The 24,049-nt window shown below is 75.4% G+C and carries 23 protein-coding genes; 5 read left to right on the plus strand and 18 right to left on the minus strand.

The genetic code is table 11. The annotated features are described in order from the left end of the window. Window positions 1-2: 2 nt before the first annotated feature. The 7 genes from purL to purB form a co-directional block, all read right to left on the minus strand. Window positions 3-2,348 (minus strand): phosphoribosylformylglycinamidine synthase subunit PurL, encoded by a 2,346-nt coding sequence (gene purL, locus ACU616_RS06255; RefSeq protein WP_446757610.1) that lies wholly within the window; start codon window positions 2,346-2,348, stop codon window positions 3-5. After that, on the minus strand, window positions 2,345-3,016 hold the full coding sequence (gene purQ, locus ACU616_RS06260) for a phosphoribosylformylglycinamidine synthase subunit PurQ (RefSeq protein WP_446757611.1): 672 nt from the start codon (window positions 3,014-3,016) through the stop codon (window positions 2,345-2,347). Before purQ ends, purL begins: the two co-directional genes overlap by 4 nt. 11 nt (window positions 3,017-3,027) lie before the next feature. After that, window positions 3,028-3,267, minus strand: a complete 240-nt coding sequence (gene purS / locus ACU616_RS06265) for a phosphoribosylformylglycinamidine synthase subunit PurS (protein ID WP_446757612.1) — start codon at window positions 3,265-3,267, stop codon at window positions 3,028-3,030. Between the two features lie 159 nt (window positions 3,268-3,426). Next, entirely contained in the window at window positions 3,427-4,206 is a 780-nt protein-coding gene (locus ACU616_RS06270; protein WP_446757613.1) for an endonuclease domain-containing protein, read from the minus strand. 221 nt (window positions 4,207-4,427) lie between these two features. Next, entirely contained in the window at window positions 4,428-5,180 is a 753-nt protein-coding gene (locus ACU616_RS06275; RefSeq protein ID WP_446757614.1) for an alpha/beta fold hydrolase, read from the minus strand. Then, entirely contained in the window at window positions 5,180-6,040 is an 861-nt protein-coding gene (locus ACU616_RS06280) for a phosphoribosylaminoimidazolesuccinocarboxamide synthase (RefSeq protein WP_446757615.1), read from the minus strand. Before ACU616_RS06280 ends, ACU616_RS06275 begins: the two co-directional genes overlap by 1 nt. Continuing rightward, window positions 6,040-7,347 (minus strand): adenylosuccinate lyase, encoded by a 1,308-nt coding sequence (gene purB / locus ACU616_RS06285; RefSeq protein WP_446757616.1) that lies wholly within the window; start codon window positions 7,345-7,347, stop codon window positions 6,040-6,042. Before purB ends, ACU616_RS06280 begins: the two co-directional genes overlap by 1 nt. Before the next feature lie 107 nt (window positions 7,348-7,454). Here purB and ACU616_RS06290 point away from each other — a divergent pair, with 107 nt between their 5' ends. Further along, the gene (locus ACU616_RS06290) at window positions 7,455-8,924 is read left to right on the plus strand and encodes an AI-2E family transporter (protein WP_446757617.1); all 1,470 of its coding nucleotides are present in this window, start codon (window positions 7,455-7,457) and stop codon (window positions 8,922-8,924) included. A 90-nt stretch (window positions 8,925-9,014) separates the two neighbouring features. Here ACU616_RS06290 and purD read toward each other — a convergent pair whose 3' ends face one another. Next, the gene (purD, locus tag ACU616_RS06295; RefSeq protein ID WP_446757618.1) at window positions 9,015-10,277 is read right to left on the minus strand and encodes a phosphoribosylamine--glycine ligase; all 1,263 of its coding nucleotides are present in this window, start codon (window positions 10,275-10,277) and stop codon (window positions 9,015-9,017) included. Between the two features lie 52 nt (window positions 10,278-10,329). Beyond that, on the minus strand, window positions 10,330-11,286 hold the full coding sequence (gene rsgA, locus ACU616_RS06300; RefSeq protein ID WP_446757619.1) for a ribosome small subunit-dependent GTPase A: 957 nt from the start codon (window positions 11,284-11,286) through the stop codon (window positions 10,330-10,332). Between the two features lie 180 nt (window positions 11,287-11,466). On the opposite strand from rsgA, the gene ACU616_RS06305 reads away from it, so the two are divergent. Beyond that, on the plus strand, window positions 11,467-12,507 hold the full coding sequence (locus ACU616_RS06305; protein ID WP_446757620.1) for a glycerophosphodiester phosphodiesterase family protein: 1,041 nt from the start codon (window positions 11,467-11,469) through the stop codon (window positions 12,505-12,507). 105 nt (window positions 12,508-12,612) lie between these two features. Here ACU616_RS06305 and ACU616_RS06310 read toward each other — a convergent pair whose 3' ends face one another. Continuing rightward, entirely contained in the window at window positions 12,613-13,902 is a 1,290-nt protein-coding gene (locus tag ACU616_RS06310; RefSeq protein WP_446757621.1) for an adenylosuccinate synthase, read from the minus strand. A gap of 67 nt (window positions 13,903-13,969) precedes the next feature. Here ACU616_RS06310 and ACU616_RS06315 point away from each other — a divergent pair, with 67 nt between their 5' ends. The 3 genes from ACU616_RS06315 (at window position 13,970) to ACU616_RS06325 (ending at window position 16,558) form a co-directional block, all read left to right on the plus strand. Beyond that, window positions 13,970-14,584, plus strand: coding sequence for a hypothetical protein (locus tag ACU616_RS06315; RefSeq protein WP_446757622.1), 615 nt, complete (start codon window positions 13,970-13,972; stop codon window positions 14,582-14,584). A 118-nt stretch (window positions 14,585-14,702) separates the two neighbouring features. Continuing rightward, on the plus strand, window positions 14,703-15,752 hold the full coding sequence (locus ACU616_RS06320; protein ID WP_446757623.1) for an ABC transporter permease: 1,050 nt from the start codon (window positions 14,703-14,705) through the stop codon (window positions 15,750-15,752). Further along, window positions 15,749-16,558 carry an ATP-binding cassette domain-containing protein gene (locus ACU616_RS06325; protein ID WP_446757624.1) on the plus strand — a complete coding sequence of 270 codons (810 nt, stop codon included), beginning with the start codon at window positions 15,749-15,751 and terminating at the stop codon, window positions 16,556-16,558. The genes ACU616_RS06320 and ACU616_RS06325 overlap by 4 nt, the downstream gene beginning before the upstream one ends. Before the next feature lie 105 nt (window positions 16,559-16,663). On the opposite strand, the gene ACU616_RS06330 is transcribed toward ACU616_RS06325, so the two are convergent. From ACU616_RS06330 to ACU616_RS06365, 8 genes are all read right to left on the minus strand, one after another. Next, on the minus strand, window positions 16,664-16,810 hold the full coding sequence (locus ACU616_RS06330) for a GPGG-motif small membrane protein (RefSeq protein ID WP_446757625.1): 147 nt from the start codon (window positions 16,808-16,810) through the stop codon (window positions 16,664-16,666). Between the two features lie 107 nt (window positions 16,811-16,917). Further along, the gene (locus tag ACU616_RS06335) at window positions 16,918-17,334 is read right to left on the minus strand and encodes a DUF3151 domain-containing protein (protein WP_446757626.1); all 417 of its coding nucleotides are present in this window, start codon (window positions 17,332-17,334) and stop codon (window positions 16,918-16,920) included. Window positions 17,335-17,337: 3 nt separating this feature from the next. Beyond that, window positions 17,338-18,372, minus strand: coding sequence for a class II fructose-bisphosphate aldolase (fbaA, locus tag ACU616_RS06340; RefSeq protein WP_446757627.1), 1,035 nt, complete (start codon window positions 18,370-18,372; stop codon window positions 17,338-17,340). A 91-nt stretch (window positions 18,373-18,463) separates the two neighbouring features. Continuing rightward, the gene (locus ACU616_RS06345) at window positions 18,464-19,861 is read right to left on the minus strand and encodes an FAD-binding oxidoreductase (RefSeq protein WP_446757628.1); all 1,398 of its coding nucleotides are present in this window, start codon (window positions 19,859-19,861) and stop codon (window positions 18,464-18,466) included. A gap of 162 nt (window positions 19,862-20,023) precedes the next feature. Next, window positions 20,024-20,626 (minus strand): orotate phosphoribosyltransferase, encoded by a 603-nt coding sequence (gene pyrE, locus ACU616_RS06350; RefSeq protein WP_446757629.1) that lies wholly within the window; start codon window positions 20,624-20,626, stop codon window positions 20,024-20,026. A 131-nt stretch (window positions 20,627-20,757) separates the two neighbouring features. Continuing rightward, window positions 20,758-21,441, minus strand: coding sequence for a fasciclin domain-containing protein (locus ACU616_RS06355; protein ID WP_446757630.1), 684 nt, complete (start codon window positions 21,439-21,441; stop codon window positions 20,758-20,760). 130 nt (window positions 21,442-21,571) lie between these two features. Further along, window positions 21,572-23,248, minus strand: a complete 1,677-nt coding sequence (locus ACU616_RS06360) for a molybdopterin-dependent oxidoreductase (RefSeq protein ID WP_446757631.1) — start codon at window positions 23,246-23,248, stop codon at window positions 21,572-21,574. Between the two features lie 66 nt (window positions 23,249-23,314). Next, a complete protein-coding gene (locus ACU616_RS06365) occupies window positions 23,315-24,013 on the minus strand; it encodes a hypothetical protein (protein WP_446757632.1) in 699 nt (232 codons plus the stop codon). Between the last annotated feature and the right edge of the window lie 36 nt (window positions 24,014-24,049).

Here is a 24,049-nt window from a genome sequence, read left to right on the forward strand (position 1 = left end):
GGTCAGCTGGTCGGGACCGCGCCCGAGGGGACCGTGCCCACCGCGGCCTCCGGCGTCCCGAACAGCGCCGGCAGCGTCGCCGTCCACGCGGCGCGCAGCTCGGCGAGCGGGATGTCGGCGACGCCCTCGACGGCGAGCGCGTCCCCGCCCGTCGTCCCCAGCTCGGTGACGGCGACGCCGGCCCACTCGGCCGTGGTGCGCACCGCCTCCGGGTCGGTGGTCGTGACGACGGCGCGGGCGGCGGACTCGCTGAACAGCGCGGTGAACGCGTCGTCGCCGAGTCGCAGCCGCGCCCCGGTGCCGTGGCGCAGCGCCGACTCGGCCAGCGCCTGCGCCAGGCCGCCGTCGGCGAGGTCGTGCGCGGAGGTGACCAGGCCCTCGCGGCCCAGCGCCCCCAGCAGCTCGGCGAGCGACCGCTCCGCCGCCAGGTCGACCGCCGGCGGGCGGCCGCCGAGGTGGCCGTGCACGACGCTCGCCCAGGCCGAGCCGCCGAGCTCCGGCCGGGTCTCGCCGAGCAGCAGCACGGTCTCGCCCGCGGCCCGCCAGCCGGTGGACACCCGCGTGCGGACGTCGTCGTGCACGCCCAGCACGCCGATGACCGGCGTCGGGTTGATCGCGACGTCGCCGGTCTGGTTGTAGAGGCTCACGTTGCCGCCGGTGACCGGCAGGCCCAGGTCGCGGCAGGCGTCGGCCAGGCCGCGGACCGCCTCGGCGAACTGCCACATCACCTCCGGCTCCTCCGGGGAGCCGAAGTTCAGGCAGTTGGTGACCGCCAGCGGGCGCGCGCCGCTGACCGCCACGTTGCGGTAGGCCTCGGCGAGGTTGAGCTGCGCGCCGGTGTAGGGGTCGAGCCGGGCGAAGCGGGCGTTGCCGTCGAGGGCCAGCGCGATGCCGCGGTGCGAGTCCTCGTCGATGCGGACCACGCCGGCGTCGTCGGGCTGGGCGAGCACGGTGTTGCCGCGCACGTAGCGGTCGTACTGCTCGGTGACCCACGTCTTGTCCGCGCCGTCGGGGCCGGCGACGACGGCCAGCCAGTGCGCGGTGAGCTCCTCCGGCGTCGCCGGGCGGGGCAGCGCGGCCGGGTCGTCGGCCCGCAGGGCGTCGAGGTCGGCGGGGCGCTGCATCGGCCGGTCGTACACCGGGCCCTCGTGCGCGACGGTGCGCGGCGGGACGTCGACGATCCGCTCGCCGTGCCAGTCGACGGTCAGCCGGTCGCCGTCGGTGACCTCACCGATGACGGTGGCCAGCACGTCCCACTTGGCGCAGACGGCGAGGAAGTCGGCGACCTTCCCCGGCTCGACGATCGCGCACATGCGCTCCTGGGACTCGCTCATCAGGATCTCGGCCGGCGTCAGCGTGGAGTCGCGCAGCGGGACGGCGTCGAGGTCGACGTGCATGCCGCCGGTGCCGGCGCTGGCCAGCTCGCTCGTCGCGCAGGACAGGCCGGCGCCGCCGAGGTCCTGGATCCCGGTGACCAGGTCGGCGGCGAAGATCTCCAGGCACGCCTCGATGAGCAGCTTCTCGGTGAACGGGTCGCCGACCTGCACGCTCGGGCGCTTGGCCGGGCCCTCCTGGTCGAAGGTCTCGCTGGCGAGCACGCTCACGCCGCCGATGCCGTCGCCGCCGGTGCGCGCGCCGAAGAGCACCACCTTGTTGCCGGCGCCCTCGGCCTTGGCCAGCCGCACGTCCTCGTGCCGCATGACGCCGACGCACAGCGCGTTGACCAGCGGGTTGCCGGCGTAGCACTCGTCGAAGAGCAGCTCGCCGCCGATGTTGGGCAGCCCCAGGCAGTTGCCGTAGCCGCCGACCCCGGCGACGACGCCGGGCAGCACGCGGGCGGTGTCGGGGGCGTCGGCGCGGCCGAAGCGCAGCGAGTCCATGACCGCGACCGGGCGGGCGCCCATGGTGAGGATGTCGCGGACGATGCCGCCCACCCCGGTGGCCGCTCCCTGGTAGGGCTCGACGTAGCTCGGGTGGTTGTGCGACTCGACCTTGAAGGTGACCGCGTAGCCGTCGCCGACGTCGACCACGCCGGCGTTCTCGCCGATGCCCACCAGCAGCGCCTCGCTGCGCGGCAGGTCGCCGAAGCGGCGCAGGTGCACCTTGGAGCTCTTGTAGGAGCAGTGCTCGCTCCACATCACCGAGTACATCGCCAGCTCGGCGGTGGTGGGCCGGCGGCCGAGGATGTCGCGGATGCGGGCGTACTCGTCGCTCTTGAGGCCCAACTCGGCGTAGGGCTGCTCGACGTCCGGGGTGCTCGCGGCGAGGTCGACGGTGTCGAGCCGGTGCGACAGCGGGCCGGGCCCGGTGTCGAGGTCGGAGAGCCCCGCGGTGGCCGACTCGGTCACGCTGCCACGACCGCCTTCAGGACGCTGGTGAAGAAGCCGAGCCCGTCGGTGCCCGGGCCGGTGAGGTCCTCGACGGCGTGCTCGGGGTGCGGCATCAGCCCGACGACCCGGCCGTCCTCGCTGGCGACGCCGGCGATGTCGCGCAGGCTGCCGTTGGGGTTGCCGCCGACGTAGCGGACGGCGACCCGGCCCTCGCCCTCGAGCCGGTCCAGGTCGGCCGGGGCGGCGACGTAGCGGCCCTCGCCGTTCTTCACCGGGACGACGACCTCCTGGCCCTGCGCGTAGTCCGACGTCCAGGCGGTGTCGGCCCGCTCGATGCGCAGCCGCTGGTCGCGGTTGCGGAAGTGCAGGTGACTGTTGCGGGTGAGCGCGCCCGGCAGCAGGTCCGCCTCGCACAGCACCTGGAAGCCGTTGCAGATGCCGAGGACGGGCATGCCCTGGCGCGCCCGGTCGACGACGTCGCGCATCATCGGCGCCCGGGCGGCGATGGCGCCGGCGCGCAGGTAGTCGCCGTAGGAGAAGCCGCCGGGCAGGACGACGGCGTCGACGTCGCGCAGGTCGTGCTCGGCGTGCCAGAGGGCGACCGGCTCGGCCCCGGCCAGGCGCACGGCACGGGCGGCGTCGACGTCGTCGAGGGAGCCCGGGAAGGTGATGACACCGATGCGCACGGCGGTCCCTCTCAGTCGGTGGTGAGGTGCAGCTCGACGTCCTCGATGACCGGGTTCGCGAGCAGCGTCTCGGCGATCTGTCGCAGCTCGGCCTCGTCGGGGGTGCCGTCGACGTCGAGGACGAAGTGCTTGCCCTGGCGGACGCCGGTCACCTGGGTGTGCCCCAGCCGGCCGAGCGCGCCGAGCACCGCCTGCCCCTGCGGGTCGGAGATCTCCGGCTTGAGGACGACGTCGACGACCACCTGCGGCACGCCGACGAGGGTACCGGGGTGGCGGGGGCCACTGACCGGCCCGCGGGTCGCCGCCCTCCCCCGCCGGTCCTCCCCCGGCGGTCCTTCCCCGCCGGTCCTTTCCGCGAGATCTGCACAGTGGTGCCCTTCAGGGTGCTGATGACCGCCGGTGTGCAGATCTCACCGAGCGAGGGCGGCGCGGATCGCCGTGACGACGTCGTCCGGGCGGCCGAGGACGTCGGCGGAGGTGAACCGCAACACCGTCCACCCCGCAGCCACGAGCCGGTTCTGGCGGCGCAGGTCGTCGACGAAGACGTCGCGCTCGCGGTGGACGTCGCCGTCGAACTCGACGAGCACCCGCTGCTCCGGCCAGGCGAGGTCCGCACGGCCGACGAACGCCCCGGCGCCGTCCCGGACGACGTGCTGGAGGTCCGGTGCGGGCAGGCCGGCCTCGTGGAGGACCCAGCGCAGCACCGACTCCATCGGCGACTCGGCCCGCGGGTCGGCCAGGGACAGCACGGCCCGCGCCCGCGCCGAACCGCGGCCGGTCGGTCGGCGGTCCAGCTCGGCCTGCAGATCAGGGCGGCTGCACCACCGGGCGAGCAGCTGGTCGGTGACGGCGAGGAGCGCGGTCGGTTCCAGCAGCGCAGCCAGGTCGCGCCACGTCCGCTGCGGCGTGGTCACGGAGACCCCGTCCCGGGTCGTCGTGTCGCCGTCGACGAGCGGGCTGCGGTGCACGACCCGGTCGCGGCGCCCGCGGACGGCCGAGCCCGTCGCGACGGTCAGGTGGACCCGCGGGTCCTCCCGCTGCAGCGGGACGGCCACACCCCAGAGACCGGCCGCGGTCGTGTGGCTGACCACCGCCTGATCCGGCGCCGTGAGCAGGACCGCCGCGATGCGGACGCCGGGGACGCCGGCCACTGCACGGGGCAGGTAGGTGTCGCGTGACAGGCGGACCACGTCGCGGTGGCGCAGCTGGGGGAGCGGGATGCCCGCCGCCCGCGCGGACGCTCTGGTCGCGGGTCCGGTCAGGCGAGATCGGGTACGGCGAGCGGGCACGGGGCACCCTGGCCGGTGCGCCCCCGTTCTCGCTGGCGCCGTCCACAGGCCGCCGCGAGATCTGCACAGTGGTGCCCTTCACGACGCTGATGAGCGCGAGTGTGCAGATCTCGCGGGGGAGGTCAGGAGCGCAGCAGGGACCAGACGGCGTCCGGGGCCTCCCAGTGGGCGTTGTGCCCGGCGTCCTCGACCAGCACCGCGTCCGGGTCGACCCGGCGCATCACGGTGAGGCCCACCATCGGGTCGGCCGCACCCGCCGCCAGCCGCAGCGGTGCGACGACCCGCCGCAGCACCTCCTCCACCGACGGGCCGACAGCACCGAACGCGCGCGGGTCCAGCGCCGGGGTGAAGCCACCGGACGTCTCCCGGACGCCGGCGAGCGCCACCTCGGAGGACGGGTCGACGAGTCCGGTGAGGCCGGCCAGCCGGAGGTGCCGCTCGGCGGCCTCCGCGGCGGTGGCGAACACCTGCGGCGGGCGGGCGGCCATCCGGCGGGCCCCCGCCTCCTCCTCGGGCGTCCAGTCGATCTTCACGCCGAGCGCGACGACCCGGGCCACGTCGACGCCGTACCAGCCACCGGCGAGGACCGCGCCGACCACACCGCCGAAGGAGTGGCCCAGCACGGTCACCCGGGAGGCGCCGGCGGCCAGGGACGCCACGTCCGCGGCGTGCACCGCGTAGCCGTAGGGCGGCTCGAACGGCGAGCGGCCGTGCCCGCGCAGGTCGGGCACCGCCCAGGAGCCGGGCCAGTCGCGCTCGACCAGCGGCAGCAGCCGGTCCCACACCGCCCCGGTGGCGCCCAGCCCGTGCAGCAGCAGGAGCAGGTCCCCGCCCGACCCGCCGGAGCGGTGGGAGATCCCGGCCCGCGTGCGCATCACCGGAAGGTCGCGCCGGTCAGCTGCTCGTAGGCGGCGACGTAGCGCGCGCGGGTGGCCTCGACGACGTCGTCCGGCAGCTCCGGCGGCGGGGAGACGCGGTCCCAGCCCGACGACGTCAGCCAGTCGCGGACGTACTGCTTGTCGAACGAGGGTTGCGCCGCGCCCGGGGACCACGACGACGCCGGCCAGAAGCGGGAGGAATCCGGCGTGAGCACCTCGTCGCCGAGCACCAGGCCGCCGTCCGCGGTGAGCCCGAACTCGACCTTCGTGTCGGCCAGCACGATGCCCGCGTCGGCCGCGATCTCGGCCCCCCGCCGGTACAGGGCGAGCGTCAGCTCGCGCAGCTCCTCGGCCCGCGCGGCACCCACCAGGTCGACCACGCGCGCGAAGGGGATCGCCTCGTCGTGGTCCCCGACGGCGGCCTTGGTCGAGGGCGTGAACACCGGCTCCGGCAGCCGCGAGCCCTCGACGAGGCCCGCCGGCAGGACGACGTCGACGATCGACCCGGTGCGCCGGTACTCCGCCGTCCCCGAGCCCGACAGGTAGCCGCGGGCCACGCACTCCACCGGCAGCATCTCCAGCCGCCGCACCAGCATCGCCCGGCCCGCCACGTCGGCCGGCACGTCGGTCGCCGACAGCAGGTGGTGCGAGGCCCCGAACGACGACAGCACCGGCGTCAGCTGCCCGAACCACCACACCGACAGCTGGGTGAGCACCCGTCCCTTGTCCGGGATCGGCGTGGGCAGCACGTGGTCGTAGGCCGAGATGCGGTCGGAGGCGACCAGCAGGAGGCGGTCGGCGCCGGCGTCGTAGACCTCGCGGACCTTGCCGCGCGCGACGAGGGGCAGGTCGGGCATCAGGTCAGCGCCGCCAGCCGGTCGAACAGGGGGCCGAGCCGGCGCACGTAGCCCTCGGGCCGGCAGATCTCGTCGAGCCGGGCCTCGTCCAGCGTCACCCCGGAGGCGTCCGCGCGGGCCCGCAGCGTCGACCGGAACGGCGTCGCGGTGTTCCACGTCTCCATCGCCGCCGACTGCACCAGCGCGTAGGCGTCCTCGCGCGACAGGCCGCCCTCGACGAGCTCCAGCAGCACGGCGGAGGTGTAGATCAGGCCGCCGGTCGACTCGAGGTTGGCCCGCATCCGCTCGGCGTCCACGACCAGTCCGGAGACCAGCCCGGTGGTCAGGTGCAGCAGGTAGTCGGTGGTGATCGCGGCGTCCGGGAGGAAGACCCGCTCGGTCGACGAGTGCGAGATGTCGCGCTCGTGCCACAGCGGGATGCCCTCCATCACCGGGACGACGGCGGCGCGCACCACCCGCGCGAGCCCGGCGATGCGCTCGGAGCGGATCGGGTTCTTCTTGTGCGGCATGGCGCTGGAGCCCTTCTGGCCGGAGCCGAAGGCCTCCGAGAGCTCCCGCACCTCGGTGCGCTGCCCGTGCCGCACCTCCAGCGCCACCGCCTCGCAGACGGTGGCGACGACGGCGAGCGCGGCCACCCACTCGCTGATCGAGTCGCGGATGACCACCTGGGTGGACGCGTCGGCGGGCCGCAGGTCCAGCGCCTGCGCGACGGCGACCTCCACCGAGGGGTCGATGAGCGAGTACGTGCCGACGGCGCCGGAGATGGCGACGACGCCGACCCGCTCGCGCGCGGCCCGCAGCCGGTCGCGGGAGCGGGCCATCGCGAAGGCCAGGTCGGCGACCCGGTGGCCCCACACGACGGGCTCGGCGTGCACGCCGTGGGTGCGGCCGACCTTGATGGTGTCGCGGTGGGCCAGCCCGTGGTCGCGCAGCACGGCGACCAGCCGGTCGGCCTTGGCCAGCAGCACGTCGGTGGCCTCGGTCAGCTGCACGGCCAGCGCGGTGTCGAGCAGGTCCGACGACGTCATGCCGTGGTGCACGTACGCGGCGGCCGAGCGGGGCTCGGTGTTGTCCGCCCACGCGGTGAGGAAGGCGATGACGTCGTGCTGCGTCGTCTCCTCGATCTCGGCCACGCGCGCGGCGGTCGGCGGCGGGGCGCTGCGCACCGGCTCGACGACGTCGGCCGGCACCCGCCCGGCCGCCGCGTGCGCCTCCAGCACGAGGGTCTCCACGCGGCACCAGAGCTCGTACTTGTGCTCGTCGCTCCAGACCCGACCCATCTCGGGGAGCGTGTAGCGGTCGATCACGCGGGTACCGCCCGCACCCGGTCAGCTCGTCGAAGCACGTGCGCATCCTCCCGCAGGGCTAGCGTGATCGAGAACGGGCCCCACCTCACCCCGCGGAAGGACCGGCCATGCTGCGACGGGCCACCCACCTGGTCGCCCGGGCGCGCGAGCACATCCGCACCGCGGCCGAGCGGGACCCGCACGCCTGGCCGGAGCGCGACGACGACCGGGCGATCCTCGTCCGCGACGACGAGCCGTGGACGACGGCCGACGACGACGGCAGCACCGGCAGCAGCGGCGGCAACGGCGGCAACGGCGGCAACGGCGACAGCGGCGGTGACGCCGACGCACCCCTGGGCAGCCCCGCGCCCGACGCGCCCGACCTCGACGGCCCGCTGGGGCCCGGCGGGGTCAGCGGCCCGCCCGAGGGCGGCCGGCCGCACCGCCCCGCCGAGCGCGGCCGCCGGCTGCTCGGCCCCGGCCGGGACCTGCCGCACGGCGACGCCGCGGTGCCCAGCGGGCTGCGGACGGCGGCGGCCTGGTCGTGGCGGATGATCGCCGTCCTCGCCGGCCTGTACGTGCTGCTCTACGTGGCGGCCTACGTGGCCGTGGTCCTCGTCCCGGTCATGGTGGCGCTGCTGCTGGCCGCGCTGCTGCAGCCGGGCGCGGTGGCACTGATCCGGCACGGCTGGCCGCGCTCGCTGGCGGCGTTCGTGATGCTGCTCGTGGGGCTCGGAGTGGTCGCCGGGATCATCACGCTGGTCGTGCAGCAGGTCACCGCCGGCTTCACCGACCTCGCCGACCAGGTCACCCAGGGCCTCGACCAGATCCGCGACTTCGTGGTCGAGACCTTCCCGGTCACCGAGCGGCAGATCGACGAGGCCCTCACCTCCTTCCAGGACTTCGTCGCCGGCAACCAGGAGGAGCTGGCCTCCGGCGCGATCACCACGGCCGCGACCGTCGGCGAGGTCTTCACCGGCGTGGCCCTGGCACTGTTCACGCTGTTCTTCTTCCTCAAGGACGGCCGGTCCATCTGGCTGTGGCTGGTCGGCCTCTTCCCCCGGGACTCCCGCGCCTACCTCGACGAGGCCGCCCGCCGCTCGTGGCGCACGCTCATCTCCTACGTCCGCGCGACCGTCGCCGTCGCCCTGGTCGACGCCGTCGGCATCGGCATCGGGTTGGCCGTCCTCGGCGTGCCGCTGGTGGTCCCGCTCGCCGCGCTGGTGTTCCTCGGCGCGTTCATCCCGATCATCGGGTCGTTCCTGGCCGGGTCGGTGGCCGTGCTGGTCGCCCTGGTGGCCGTCGGCCCGATCAAGGCGCTCATCGCCCTGGCGGTCGTCGTGCTGGTCATGCAGCTGGAGGGGCACGTCCTGCAGCCGCTGCTGCTCGGCAAGGCGGTGCACGTGCACCCGCTGGCCGTCGTCCTCGCCATCGCGGCCGGCCTGCTGGTCGCCGGCATCTTCGGCGCGCTGATCGCGGTGCCGGTGGTCGCCTGCGCCAACGTGGCCGGCACGTATCTGTCCCGCCGGCACGACGGCCCGCGGCCGCCCGAGCCGCGACCCGAGCGCGCCCGCCCGGCCGTGGGGGTCCGCACCTGAGGGTCGGCCACGATCAGGTGACCTGATCCTGGCGTGTCCTCCCTCACCGCCCACCGTGAGGGAGGACACGCTGCGGTGAGGGAGGAGCCGCTAGGTGCCGGGGACGGCGATCCGGCCCTCGACGGCGGCCAGCGCGATGTCGCTGCGCCAGTGCGCCCCGGCCAGCCGGACGGCGGCCACCCGCTCGTAGGCGGCCTGCCGAGCGGCGGCGAGGTCGGCGCCGGTGGCGGTCACCGCGAGCACCCGCCCGCCGGCCGAGCGGACCGTCCCCTCGGCGTCCACGACGGTGCCGGCGTGCAGCACCCCCTCGCCGTCGGCGCCGGTGACGGGATCGCCGGTGCGCGGCCGCTCCGGGTAGCCGGCCGCGGCCACCACGACCGTGACGGCGGCACCGGACCGCCAGCGCAGCGGCGGGTGGTCGGCGAGCGTGCCGGTGGCGGCGGCGTGCAGCAGGCCGGCCAGCGGCGTCTCCAGCAGCGGCAGCACCACCTCGGTCTCGGGATCGCCGAAGCGGGCGTTGAACTCGACCACCCGCACGCCGCCCGCGGTCAGCGCCAGCCCGGCGTAGAGCAGCCCGGAGAACGGCTCGCCGCGACGGCGCATCTCGTCGACGGCCGGCTGCAGCACCGTGGCCAGCACCTCGTCGACCAGCCCGGGCGGCGCCCACGGCAGCGGCGCGTAGGCCCCCATCCCGCCGGTGTTCGGGCCGGCGTCGCCGTCGTCGCGGCGCTTGGCGTCCTGCGCGGGCAGCAGCGGCAGCACCGTCGTCCCGTCGGTGACGGCGAACAGCGACACCTCCGGCCCGTCGAGGTACTCCTCCACCAGCACCGCTCCCCCGGCCTCGAGCACGCGGTGCCCGTGGGCCACCGCCGCGTCCCGGTCGGGGGTGACGACGACGCCCTTGCCGGCGGCCAGCCCGTCGTCCTTGACCACGTACGGGGGGCCGGCCTCGTCGAGTGCGGTCTCCAGCTCGGCCGGGCCGCCGACCGGCCACGACCGCGCGGTCGGGACCCGCGCGGCGGCCATCACGTGCTTGGCGAAGGACTTGCTGCCCTCGATCTGCGCGGCCTGCTGCGACGGGCCGAAGCAGGCGATGCCGGCGTCGCGGACCGCGTCGGCGGCCCCGGCGACGAGCGGGACCTCCGGCCCGACGACGACCAGGTCGGCACCCCAGCCGGTGGCCAGCGCCGCGACCGCGACCGGGTCGGCGACGTCGACCGCCGCGGGCTCGGCGAGCGCGCGCGTGCCGGCGTTGCCCGGCGCGCAGGCCAGCGCGGTGACCGCGGGGTCGGAGGACAGAGCGACGCACAGGGCGTGCTCCCGGGCACCGGAGCCGATCACGAGCACGCGCACGGGGCGACGCTACCGAGGCGGCGGCGCGGCAGCCGGGAGAGCGGGGAGAGGGCTACCGCAGCCGGTTGGGCTGCGCCCGCTGCGCGCGGTGCAGCGCCTTGACCCGGGCGTGCTCGGCGGCCCGGGCGCGGGCGTCGGCGCGCAGCAGCTGGCGGCGCGCCTCGGCCTGCAGCTTGCGCCAGCCCAGCAGCCGGGCGGGGTCGAGCCGGCCGTCGTCGATCGCCGCGGCGACCGCGCAGCCGGGCTCGGTGCGGTGGGCGCAGTCGCGGAACCGGCAGCCGGCGGCCAGCGCGGCGACGTCGGCGTAGGCGGTGTCGACGCCCTCGTCGTCGTAAAGGCCGAGCTCGCGCATGCCGGGGGTGTCGACCAGCAGCCCGCCGCCGGGCAGCACGTGCAGCTCGCGCGCGGTGGTGGTGTGCCGGCCGCGCCCGTCGGCCTCCCGCACCTCCCGGGTCGGCGCCACCGTCCGGCCGGCGAGCGCGTTGGCCAGCGAGGACTTCCCGACGCCGGACGGGCCGACCATCGCCGCCGTCTGCCCGGGCCCGACCAGCGCCCGCACCGCGTCCACACCCTCGCCGGTGCGCACGCTGACCGCCAGCACCTCGACGCCGATCGCCTCCTCCTGCACCTCGGCGACCGCAGCGGCGACGTCGTCGCACAGGTCGGCCTTGGTGAGGACGACGACCGGCGTGGCCCCGCTCGACCACGCCACCGCCAGGTAGCGCTCGACCCGGCGGGCACGCGTCGGGCCGGCGAGCGCGTCGACGACGAGCACGGTGTCGATGTTGGCGGCCACGACCTGGGCGGCCGACGTGCGCCCCGCGACGGTGCGGGTGAACGCCGAGCGGCGGGGCAGCAGCGCGACGGCGAGCTCGCCGCGCAGGGCCACCCAGTCCCCCACCGCGGGCGCGTCGACGCCGTCGGGGTCGTGCAGCGCGGCCGCGGGGTGGACCCGCCGTTCCCCGTCGGCGGTCAGGACGGTCAGCCGTCCGCGGTCGACCCGGGTCACCCGGGCGAGTTCGGTGCCGGACGGCAGGGGCTCGTGTGGCTGGGGAGACCTGCCGATGTGTGAGACATGCGCCACACCCCGGATGATGGACCGCAGGTCAGCGCGCCGTCCTCCCATTTGTGCTCGACTCGCCCCACGTCGTTCCCCTCCGCGCAACCTGGCTGGGGTGTCCTGGATGTCATGCACGCGATCGAGTCGCTCGCGACTCCCGCAGTGGCCCGCCTCCCCCGCGCCGTCGTCGTCGGGCACCGTGGTGCCTGCGCGTACCGCCCCGAGCACACGACCGCCAGCTACGAGCTGGCCATCGACATGGGCGCCGACCTGATCGAGCCCGACCTCGTCGTCAGCAGGGACGGCGTCCTGATCGCGCGCCACGAGAACGAGCTGTCGCGCAGCACCGACGTCGCCGAGCGGCCCGAGTTCGCCGACCGCCGCACCACCCGCCGGGTGGGCCGCAAGCGCAAGACCGGCTGGTTCGCCGAGGACTTCACGCTCGCCGAGCTGCGCTCCCTGCGCGCCGTGGAGCGGATGCCGGAGCTGCGACCGCTCAACACCGCCTACGACGGCCAGTTCGGGGTCCTCACGCTCGAGGAGGTCGTGGAGCTGGCCCGCCGCCGGTCCACGCCGGAGCGGCGGGTCCGGGTGCTGGCCGAGCTGAAGAAGCCCAGCTGGTCGGCCCAGCGCGGCCAGCCGATGACCGAGCTGGTCGCCGCCGAGCTGCGCCGTCTCGACGCCGCCACGTCCGACGGCACCGTCGTCCTGCAGTCCTTCGACGCCGGGGCCCTGCGCCGGCTGCGCGCCGACCTCGGCGACGGCGGTCCGCGGATGCTGCAGCTGGTCGACGTCACCCCGACCGACGACGTGCTGCTCACCAACGCCGGCCTGCGGGCGGTCTCCACCTACGCGCAGGGCATCGCGCCCAGCCGCGACCGGATCCTGCTGCGCGACGACGACGGTGCGCTGACCGGCGTCTCCGACCTCGTGACCCGCGCCCACCACGCCGGCCTGTTCGTCGTCCCGTGGACGCTCGCGGCGGAGAACGCCTTCCTGCCGCGGCACCTGCGGATCGGTACCGACCCGGCCGCGACCGGCGACGCCCGCGGCGAGGCCCGGCTGCTGCTGACCCTCCGCGTCGACGGCGTCATCACCGACAACCCCGACGTCGTGACGGCCGCCCGCGCCGAGCTGGAGCAGCCGGCCGCCACCAGCCGCGCCGCGTGAGCAGGGAGGACGCTCGATGACCAGGTGACCTGGTCATCGAGCGTCCTCCCGCACGTCCCACCGTGAGGGTGGACACCGCACGATCAGGTCAGCTGATCGTCGCGCTCAGCCGAGCAGGTCGTGGACGACGACGTTCTCCTCGCGCCCGGGACCCACGCCGACCACGCTGACCCGCGCGCCGGAGAGCTCCTCGACCCGGCGCACGTAGGCCCGGGCGTTGGGCGGCAGCTCGTCGAAGGACCGGCAGCGCCGGATGTCCTCGAACCAGCCCGGCAGCTCCTCGTACACCGGCGTCGCGTGGTGGAAGTCCGTCTGCGTCATCGGCATCTCCTCGTGCCGGACGCCGTCGACGTCGTAGGCCACGCAGACCGGCACCGTCTCCAGGCCGGAGAGCACGTCGAGCTTGGTGAGGAAGTAGTCGGTGATCCCGTTGACCCGGCTGGCGTAGCGGGCGACGACGGCGTCGAACCAGCCGCAGCGCCGGTCGCGGCCGGTCGTCACGCCGACCTCGCCGCCCTGCTTGCGCAGGTACTCGCCCCACTGGTCGTGCAGCTCGGTCGGGAACGGGCCCGAGCCCACCCGGGTCGTGTAGGCCTTGAGGATCCCCACGACCCGGGAGATGCGGGTGGGACCGATCCCGCTGCCGGTCGCGGCGCCGCCGGCGGTCGGGTTGGACGACGTGACGAACGGATAGGTGCCGTGGTCGACGTCGAGCAGGGTGCCCTGCGAGCCCTCCAGCAGCACCCACTCGCCGGCGTCGAGGGCGCGGCCCAGCAGCAGGCGCGTGTCGGCGATGCGACCCCGGAGCTGCTCGGCGTAGCCGGCGTACTCCTCGACCACCTCGTCGACGTCGATGGCCTTGCGGTTGTAGACCTTGACCAGGACCTGGTTCTTCTCCTGCAGCGTTCCCTCGAGCTTCTGGCGCAGGATCGACAGGTCGAGCAGGTCGGCCACCCGGATGCCGGTGCGCGCGACCTTGTCGCCGTAGGCCGGGCCGATGCCGCGGCCGGTGGTGCCGATGCGGCGCTTGCCGAGGAACCGCTCGGTGACCCGGTCCAGCGCCCGGTGGTGCGGCATGATCAGGTGCGCGTCGGCCGAGAGCACCAGCCGCGAGGTGTCGACGCCGCGCTCCTCCAGCCCGGCCAGCTCACCGATGAGCACCTGCGGGTCGACGACGACGCCGTTGCCGATGACCGGCGTGCAGCCCGGCGTGAGGATCCCCGAGGGGATCAGGTGCAGGGCGTAGCGCTCCCCGTCGGGCGTGATCACCGTGTGCCCGGCGTTGTTGCCACCCTGGTAGCGGACCACGTAGGGCACCCGGCCCCCGAGGAGGTCGGTGGCCTTGCCCTTGCCCTCGTCGCCCCACTGGGCGCCGATCAGCACGACTGCCGGCATCTCGCTGTCGTCCCCCTCAGGACTCGTCACCGGCGGTCGACCGGCTGGCAGGTGGCAGGGTATCGGCATGTCCCTCGTCGAGTTCGACCTGCGCGGTCTCGGGCCGGGTCAGGCACCCGAGCGGGCCGCGGTCGCGGAGGCGGCCGGAGCCGGGGCGCTGCTGGTGCGCGGGCCGGTGCCGGCGCTCGCGGCGGTGCTCGCCGCCCTGCACCGCGCCGGTCGGACCGCCGGGGTGCCCGTGTCGTGGGAGCCCGCCGACGACAGCTCGTCCCGGGGGCTGGCCCGCGACCTCGGCGTCGGCACCGGTGGCGCGCGGGAGCTGACGCTGGTCCGCGACGACCACGGCGGGGTGCTGCTGCAGCACGGGCGCTACGAGGCGGCCGAGCAGGGCCGGCTGGGGCTGGCCGCGCGGCTCGGCGTCCAGGCCCACCACGACGACGCCCGCGTGGCCGACGGCCTCGTCGCGCGGATCGACGTCCGGCCCGACTGGCGGGCGCTCGACACCATCCGCGTCGCCGTCTCCCCGCAGCTCCTGCGGCCACCGCGGCGCAGCACCGGCCGGGCGCTGCAGCTGGCCAGCGACCCGGCCCGGGTCACCTGCGACGGCGTCCCGCACCCCCGGCCGGTCACGCGCTGGACCTGGTACGCCGACGACCGGGTGCGCTGGCGGCTGGCCCCCTGAGCCACGCCCTGGCAGCGTGCCACGTCCGGGGGCGCGCGCGGGCGTCGTGGAGACTGGGGTCCCGAGCCGAGGAGGTCCCCCTGCGCCCGTTCCCGCCCGCGCCCGGGGTGCCGTGCCGGTGAGCGCCGACCGCCTGCCCCGGTCCCGTCGTCCGGCGCCGCCGCGGCGGCGGCTGCCCGACCGGGTGCTGGCCCGGCCCAGCCTGGCCGCGGCGCTGGGACTGGCGGTCGTGGTCGTCCTCTTCGGGCTGCGGGTGCCCGACCTGCTCACCGTGGGCGGCCTGGCCGCGGTCCTGGACACCGCCGCGCTGCTGGGCATCGGCGGGGTGGCCGTGGGGCTGCTGCTGGTGGGTGGGCACTTCGACGTCTCGATCGGCATGCTCACCGTGTCCAGCGCCGTCCTCACCGGGGTGCTGGTCGGGCCGGCCGAGTGGGGCGTGTGGCCGGCGCTCACCGCGTCGCTGGCCGCCGCGCTCGCGGTCGGCCTGCTCAACGGGTGGCTCGTCGTCCGCACCGGCCTGCCCAGCTTCCTGGTCACCCTCGCCACGGCACTGGTCCTGCAGGGCGTCACCGTGGCCGGGCTGCCGCTGGTGGCCGGCGCGCCGCGGATCAGCGGGCTGGACGAGGCGCGCGGCTGGTCCTCGGCCTCGGCGCTGTTCGGATCGACGGCGGAGGTCGGCGACGGCGTCTTCTCCGTCTCGCTGCTGTGGTGGGTCGCGCTGACCGCCGTCGCCGGCTGGCTGCTGTGGCGGACCCGCTTCGGCAACGAGGTCCTGTCGATGGGCGGATCCCGCCGGGCCGCCCGCGAGCTGGGCGTGCCCGTGCACCGGACGACGCTGGTCCTGTACGCGCTGACCGCCTTCGCCGCGTGGCTGCTCGGCACGCTGACCCTGGTGTCGACGGCGAGCGTGGCCGCCACGCCCGCGCTCGTGACGGCCATCGACTTCGTGGTGGTCGCCGTCCTCGGCGGGTGCCTGCTGACCGGCGGCTACGGCTCGATGGCCGGCGCCGCGATCGGTGCGCTGCTGTACGCGGTGGCGCGCCGGGGCGTGGAGCTCGCCGGCTGGGACCCGCGCTGGTCGCAGGCGCTGCTCGGCGTCTTCCTGCTCGTCGCGCTGCTGGTCGGAGGGGTGGTGCGTGGCCGGCTGCGGGCCGCGCCGCGGTCGTGAGCGCGCCCGGGGTGCCGCCGGTGCTGGAGCTGCGGGGGCTGACCGTCCGCTTCGGCAGCGTGGCCGCGCTCGACCGGGTGGGCATCGCGCTGCACGGGGGCCGGATCACCTGCGTGCTCGGGGAGAACGGCTCGGGCAAGTCGACGCTGGTGTCGGTGCTGTCCGGGCTGGCGCGGCACGACGAGGGCGAGCTGCTGCTCGACGGCGTCCCGGTGCACTTCGGCAGCCCCCGCGCCGCCCGGGCCGCGGGGATCGCCACCGTGTGGCAGGACCTCGCCGTGGCACCGCTGCTGTCGGTGTGGCGCAACTTCTCCCTGGGCGCGGAGCCGACCCGCGGGCGGTGGCCGCTGCGCCGGCTCGACGTCGACGCCGCCCGCGAGACCGCCGTGCGGGCGCTGGAGCGCGTCGGCGTCACCGGGGTGGACCCCGACCGGCCGGCCAACGCGATGCGCGCCGGCGAGCGGCAGAGCCTGGCGATCGCGCGGGCCCTGCACTTCGGCGCCCGCGCGCTGGTGCTCGACGAGCCGACCGCGCCCCTGGCGATCGCGCAGCAGACGCTCGTGGCCCAGGCCGTGCTGCGCGCGCGGGCCGAGGGCCTCGCCGTCGTCCTGGTGACGCACAACCCGCGCTACGCGCACCTGGTGGGCGACCGCTTCCTGCTGCTGGCACGCGGCCAGGTGGCCGGCGACCTCACCCGCGCCGACGTCCACGCCGACGACCTCACGCGGCTCATGGCCGGCGGCGAGGAGCTCACCGCCCTGACCGCCCGCCTGCGCGAGCTGCACCCCGAGCTCGGCGACCGCTGAGGACGGCGACCGCAGAGGACGGCGCGGTGGCCGGCCGTCGTCCCGGTCCGCCGACGGGGTTCCGGCCGGCGCCGGGCCCGTGCGGGCGCCCAGCGCCGGCCGGGGTCACCTGGTGAAGAGGCTGACGCCGCCGGGACCGACGAGCAGTCCGACGATGATCAGCACGATCCCCCAGAGCAGTTGTCGACGCACGATCGCGAGGATCCCGGCGACGACCAGGACGACGGCGAGGATCCAGAGCAGTGTTGCCACGTACCACCTCCGGTGAGACCCGGGCGGACGCCCGGGGACACGGAGTGTGGCCCTGACCAGGCACGGTCCACCACCCGTGCACCCACGCGGGAGTGCGCGGGCCCGTGTCAGGCCGCGAGGCTCGGGTCGCAGTCGCGGAGCAGCTGGGTGCAGCGCTCCTGCTCGTCCACCTCGCCGATCGCCTCCGCGGCGCGGGCCAGGACGGTGAGGCAGCGCAGGAAGCCGCGGTTGGGCTCGTGCGACCACGGCACCGGGCCGTAGCCCTTCCAGCCGTTCTTGCGCAGCGCGTCCAGACCGCGGTGGTAGCCGGTGCGGGCGTAGGCGTAGGCCTGGATGGTGGCCTCGATGGTGCGCCCGCCCTCGACGGCCGCCTCGGCCAGCGCCGCCCAGGCGGCGCTGGCCCGCGGGTGGGCGGCGGCGACCTCGGCGGGGTCGGTGCCGGCGGCCAGCGCGGCCTCCGCCTCCGGGTCACCGGGCAGCAGCGTGGCCGGCGGCTCGCCGAGCAGGTTGTGCGAGTGCGTCACGGGTCAGGCGCCCTGCGACTGGCCGGCCGACAGCAGGTCCTCGCAGGCCTCGACGACGCGCGCGGCCATGTTGGTCTCGGCGAGCTTCATGTAGGTGCGCGGGTCGTAGGTCTTCTTGTTGCCGACGTCACCGTCGACCTTCAGGACGCCGTCGTAGTTGGTGAACATGTGCCCGGCGATGGGCCGGGTGAAGGCGTACTGGGTGTCGGTGTCGACGTTCATCTTCACGACGCCGTAGGACAGCGCCTCGCGGATCTCCTCCTGTGCGGAGCCCGAGCCACCGTGGAAGACGAAGTTGAACGGCTTGGCGCCCTCGCCCAGCCCGAGCTCGGAGGCGACGACCTCCTGGCCCTGCTGGAGGATCTCCGGGCGCAGCTTGACGTTGCCCGGCTTGTAGACGCCGTGCACGTTGCCGAAGGTGGCGGCGAGCAGGTAGACGCCCTTCTCGCCCAGGCCGAGGGTCTTCGCCGTGGCCACGAAGTCGCCGGGCGCGGTGTAGAGCTTGTCGTTGATGTCGTGGCTGACGCCGTCCTCCTCACCGCCGACGACGCCGATCTCCAGCTCGAGGACGATCTTGGCGGCCGCGCACTTCCCGATGAGCTCCTCGGCGATCTGCAGGTTCTCGTCGAGGTCGATGGCCGAGCCGTCCCACATGTGCGACTGGAACAGCGGCGCCTGGCCGGCGTCGACCCGGTCCTTCGACAGGGCGATCAGCGGGCGGACGTAGGCGTCGAGCTTGTCCTTGGGGCAGTGGTCGGTGTGCAGCGCCACGTTGACCGGGTACTTCTCGGCGACGACGTGGGCGAACTCGGCCAGCGCGACGGCGCCGGTGACCATGTCCTTGACCCGGGTGCCCGAGCCGAACTCGGCGCCGCCGGTGGAGAACTGGATGATGCCGTCGCTGCCCGCGTCGGCGAACCCGCGCAGCGCCGCGTTGACCGTCTCCGACGAGGTGCAGTTGATGGCCGGGTAGGCGAAGCCGCTCTCCTTCGCCCGGCTGATCATGTCGGCGTAGACCTCGGGGGTCGCGATGGGCATGCGGGCTCTCCTCGTCGATCGGCGCTGGTCGCCGGTCAGCATCCCACCTGCCGGGGCCGCGCCGACAGCGGGCGCTACCCCGGACGGGGCCTCAGCCGCGGCGGCGGAGCACCTTGCCGGGGTTGAGCAGGCCGGCGGGGTCGAGGGCCTGCTTGATCGAGCGCTGCACGTCCAGGGAGACCGGCCCGGCCTCCCGCTCCAGCCACTCGGCCTTGAGCGTGCCGACGCCGTGCTCGCCGGTGATCGTGCCGCCGAGGGAGAGCCCCAGCTCGAGGATGGCGTCGAACGCGGCCACCGCCCGCGCGCGCTGCTCGTCGTCGCCCGCGTCGAAGACGATCGTCGGGTGCATGTTGCCGTCGCCGGCGTGCCCCATGACGCCGATGACCAGGTCGAACTGCGTCGAGATGGCGTCGCAGCCGTCGATGAAGGTGGCCACCCGGGAGCGGGGCACGGCGACGTCGTCGAGCAGCACGTTGCCCAGCCGCTCGAGCGCCGGCAGCGCCATCCGCCGGGCGGTGAGCAGCAGGTCGCCCTCGGCGGGGTCGGGGGTGGAGTGCACGAGGTCGGCCCCGGCCGCCTCGCACAGCCGGGTCAGCTCGGCGATCTCGGCCAGGCCCGCTGCTCCCCCGGCGTCGGAGCGGGCGACCAGCAGGGCCTGCGCGTCGCGGTCGAGGTCGGCGCGGAGCAGGTCGTCGACCGCGCGGATGCAGGTGCGGTCCATCACCTCGAGCATGCTGGGCACCACGCCGCCGGTGACCACCGACTCGACCACCTGGCCGGTCTGCGCGCTGGTGGCGAAGGTGGCGACGAGGGTGACCGGGTCGTCGGCGGGGGCCGGCCGCAGCGCCAGGGTCGCCTCGGTGATGACGCCGAGGGTGCCCTCCGAGCCGACGAACAGCCGGGTGAGGTCGTAGCCGGCGACGCCCTTGACGGTGCGGCGTCCGGTGCGCAGCACCCGCCCGTCGGCGAGCACGACCTCCAGGCCGAGCACGTAGTCGGTGGTGACGCCGTACTTGACGCAGCACAGGCCGCCGGAGTTCATGGCCAGGTTGCCGCCGAGGGTGCACCAGTCGTAGCTGGCCGGGTCCGGTGGGTAGAACAGCCCCTCCGCGGCGACGGCGTCGCGCAGCGCCTTGTTGACCACGCCGGGCTGGACGACGGCGAGCCGGTCGGCCGCCGACACCTCCAGGACGGCGTCCATGCGGGTCATCACCATGGTGATCCCGCCGTCGACGGCGTTGCTCGCGCCCACCAGTCCCGACCCGGCGCCGCGCGGCACGACCGGGATCGCGTGCCGGCCGGCCAGCTCCATGACCGCGACGACGTCGGCGGTGTCGCGGGGGAAGACCACCGCGGCCGGGGTGCCGGCGTCGGCCAGGACGGCCTGGTCGCGGGCGTAGGCGGCGGTGACGTCGGGGTCGGTGCGGACGCTGTCCGCGCCGAGCACGGCGGTGAGCTCATCGACCCAGGCGGTGGTGAGGGCGGTCACCGTCCCCACGGTAGGCCCGGCCGCGATGATCAGGTGACCTGATCGTCGAGCGTCCTACCTGACGGTGGAACGTGAGGGAGGACGCCGCACGATCAGGTCACCTGATCATCGCCGCGGGGTCATCGCCGCGGCGATCATCGCCGCGGGGTCATCGCCGCGGGATCAGGCCAGGCCGAGGTCGGCGAGGTCGTAGGCGGCGCGGTACTCCAGCCCGGCGGCCTCGACGGCGGCCCGCCCACCGCGGTCGACGATCACGGCGACCCCGAGCACCTCCGCGCCGGCGTCCTGCAGGGCCTCCACGGCGGCCAGCGGGCTGCTGCCGGTGGTGGAGACGTCGTCAACGACGAGCACCGCCCGCCCGCCGACGTCGGGGCCCTCGATGCGCCGCTGCAGACCGTGCGCCTTGCCGGCCTTGCGGACGACGCAGGCGTCGAGGAAGCCCTCGCCGTCGGCCGCGGCGTGCAGCATCGCCGCCGCGATGGGGTCGGCGCCCAGGGTGAGCCCGCCGACGACGTCGTAGCGCAGGTCGCCGGTGAGCTGGCGCATCACCCGCCCGACCAGCGGCGCGCCCTCGTGGTGCAGCGTCAGGCGGCGCATGTCGATGTACCAGTCGGCCTCCTGGCCGGAGGACAGCGTCACCCTCCCGTGCACGACGGCGAGGTCGACGATCAGCTCGAGCAGGCGGTCGCGGTCGGGCCGCGCGGTCCCGTTCCGGGGGCCCGCCCCGGGCGACGGGGAGCGGGCGGGAACGGGGTCCGTCGGCATGCGGCCGACCCTACGCAGGCCACCGGCCCGGCTTCCCCCGTGGGAGCCGGGCCGGTGCCGGTGCCGCCCTGCGGCCCCCGTGCAGGGCCCCGCTGCGAGCTCGCGAGCAGTGGGGGGCACGGGGTCCTTCGTCAGGCGGTGGCGGGGGCCAGGACCTGGTCGACGATGTAGACGGTGGCGTTCGCCGTCTGGACGTTGCCGCAGACGACCGAGGCCGGGGTGCCGGTCACGGTCTGGGCAACGGTGAAGTCCTCCCCCGAGCCCTCGATGGTCACCTGGTCGCCGGCGAGGGTGGTGTGGGTGCCGGCGAGCTGGTCGGGGCCCAGCCGGCCCTCGATGACGTGGTGGGTGAGGATCGCGGTCAGCTGGGCGTTGTCCGCGAGCACCGCCTGCAGCTGGTCGGCCGGGATCGCCTCGAAGGCGGGGTTGGCCGGGGCGATGACCGTGATGTCCTGGGTGCTGTTCAGGGCGTCGACCAGGTTGGCCTGCACGACGGCCTGCACCAGCGTGGACAGCACCGGGTTGTTGCTGGCGGCGGTGGCGACCGGGTCGTCGGTCATGCCGGTGAAGGAGCCCTCACCGTCGGCCGGGACGTCGGCGCAGCCTGCACCGAAGGGCTCGTCGCCGGCGGGCGTGGCGCTGCTGCTGCTCGACGCCATGCTGTCGTCGGCCGAGCTGCTGGCCGCCGAGCTGCTGGTGTCCGACGAGGCCGAGCTGTCGGTCGAGCCGCTGTCGGTCGAGCCGCAGGCGCTCAGGGTGACCGCGAGGGTCGAGGCGGAGGCCAGCAGGATGCCGCGGGTCAGGGTGTTCTTCACGGGGTGCTCCTCGGTCGTCGTTGCGGGGTCTCCCCCGGCCCCGTGGAGGGGTCGGGAGAGGCGTCTGCGGCGGGGGCCGAGACGGGTCTGGGGTCCGGGCGGGTCGCCCGGCCGGTGCCGGGCGCGACCGCTACGTCGCGATCACCCGGATGGACTGCAGGCCGCTGGCCCCGTCCGGGAAGGGGGCGGCGCGCTCCCCGGTCTGCACCTCGCCGTCGGCCGCGGTGGCGCGGACGGTGAGCTGGTAGGAGCCGGGGGCGAAGTCGAAGGGCAGCACCCACTGGCGCCAGAGGTCGGCGTCGACCCGGGGGGACAGCTGCGCCTCCTGCCACTCCTCCTCGTCGACGCGGACCTCGACCCGGGCGATCCCGCGGGTCTGCGCCCAGGCCACGCCGGCGATCGGCCGGCGGCCGGCCGGGAAGCGGCGCAGCGGGGCCGGGGTGTCGATCCGCGAGAAGAGCTTGACCGGCGCCTGCCGCGCCCAGTCGCGCGCGGTCCAGTAGACGTCGAAGGCGTCGTAGGTCGAGGCCTCGATCTCGGTCATCCACTTGCAGGCCGAGACGTACCCGTAGAGGCCCGGGATGAGCATCCGCACCGGGAAGCCGTGCTCGACGGGCAGCGGCTCGCCGTTCTGGCCGAAGGCGACCATCGCGTCCTCGACCTCGAGGGCCGCGCGGGTGGAGGCGCCGATCGTCATGCCGTCCTGCGAGCGGCAGACCAGCTGGTCGGAGCGGGACTGGATGCCGTTCTCGCGGAGGAGGGCGCCCAGCGGGATGCCGGTCCAGCGGGCGGTGCTGGCCAGGGTGCCGCCGACCTCGTTGGAGACGCAGGTGAGCGTGATGTCGCGCTCGATGACGTCGTCGCGGTCGACGAGGTCGGCCAGCGTGTAGGTGCGGGGCGAGTCGAACATCCCGCGCAGGGTCAGCGTGTACTCCGCCGGCCGGATCTGCGGGACGGTGATCGCGGTGTCGACCCGGTAGAAGTCGCGGTTCGGGGTGAACAGCGGGGTCAGGCCCTCGACCTGCTCGGCGAGGTCGGCGCCGGGCGGCAGGGCCGCCGCCGGCGACGCCGGGGCCGGCAGGGCGAGGTCCCCGCGGGCGGCGCTGACGTCGAAGCGCCGCTGGAGCAGCCGGCCACCGCCGCCGGTCGCCGCCGCCGCGCCGAGGGCGATCCCGCCGGTCAGGAAGAAGCGGCGGCGGTCCATGCCGCTGCCCTTGCGGTCGGCCATGGCCAGGGCGCCGCGCAGGCGGTCGAGGACCACCTCGTCGGCGTGCCGGCCGGCGTCGTCCACGGCCGGGGGTGCGCCGGCCGGAGCGGGGGCGGGCAGCGTGAGGGGCCGCACCAGCTGCAGCAGGGCCAGGGTGCCGGCGAGCGCGCCGACGACCGACGGCAGCGCGTCGGGCAGGCCGCCGGCGGGCCGCGTGACCGCGGCGAGGGCGCCGATCAGGCCGAACAGGGCGGTGCCGGCGACGCCGAGGCGGCGGGAGCGCAGCGCGACCAGGCCGACGAGCACCGCGTACAGGGCGACGAGGACCAGGGTCCCGACGACCAGCGCGGTCTTGTCGTTCGCGCCGAACGTCGCGATGGCGAACTGCTTGACCGGCTCGGGGACCAGCGTGATGACCGTGTCGCCCACCGCCACGACCGGCGAGGACGCCGGGCCGACCAGACCGGCCGCGAGCTCGGCGATCCCCAGCGCGACGCCGGCCGACAGCAGCCCGGCCACGGCGGCGAGCGGACGGCGCCCGCGGGGGGCCGCGACGTCCGGCCCGGTCGCCGAGGCCGGGGCCTGCTCGGTGGTGGTCACGACGGGTCTTCGGGACCAGCCGCCCTCCGGGTTCAGATCTCGCGGTAACGGTTGGATAACGATGTGTCAGCGCAGCCCGGCCTGCCGGCGTGCGGTCATCGCTCGGTACCACTCGCTCGAGGGCCGCAGCGCGAGCGCGACGACCCCCACGAGCGTGATGAGGGTGGAGAAGACCGACAGCGAGTCGAGGAACCCCGAGCCGGCGACGCCGCTGCCGGCACCGCTCAGGGCGCTGAGGCCGAACAGCACGCTGAGCCCGCCGAGCACCAGCAGCACGGTGCGCGCCCAGTTGCGCCCCTTCCAGGCGAACCAGATGAATAGCGCCTGGAGGACGACCAGCAGCAGCCCGATCACCGCACCGACGACGACCCCGGCACGGACGACGTCCTCGGTGACGGCCGGGTCGTCGGCGAGCGCCACGGCCTGCGCGACCAGGCCGTCGACGTCCGAGAACTGCACGAGGGAGGAGATGACGCCCAGGATCAGCGTGGCGAGGAAGGCCCCGATCCCCACGCGCACCGTCGTCGGCCGTTCGGGGGCCTCCGGCGCGAGGCCCGGGCCGGGCGCCGGCGGAGCGGCGGCCCAGCCGTACGGCGGCGGGCCCTGCCACCCCTGCGGCGGCGGGCCCTGCCAGCCCTGCGGCGGCGGGCCCTGCGGAGACGGCGGACCCTGCCACCCCTGCGGCGGCGGGTCCTGGCGGCCCGGCTGGTCCTGCGGCGGCTGCCACCCCTGCTGGGGGTCCGGACCACCGTGGCCTGACGTCATCGCTCGCTCCTCGCTCGCCGGTCGGGTACCTGGCGC

It is taken from the genome of Geodermatophilus sp. URMC 62, assembly GCF_052931475.1.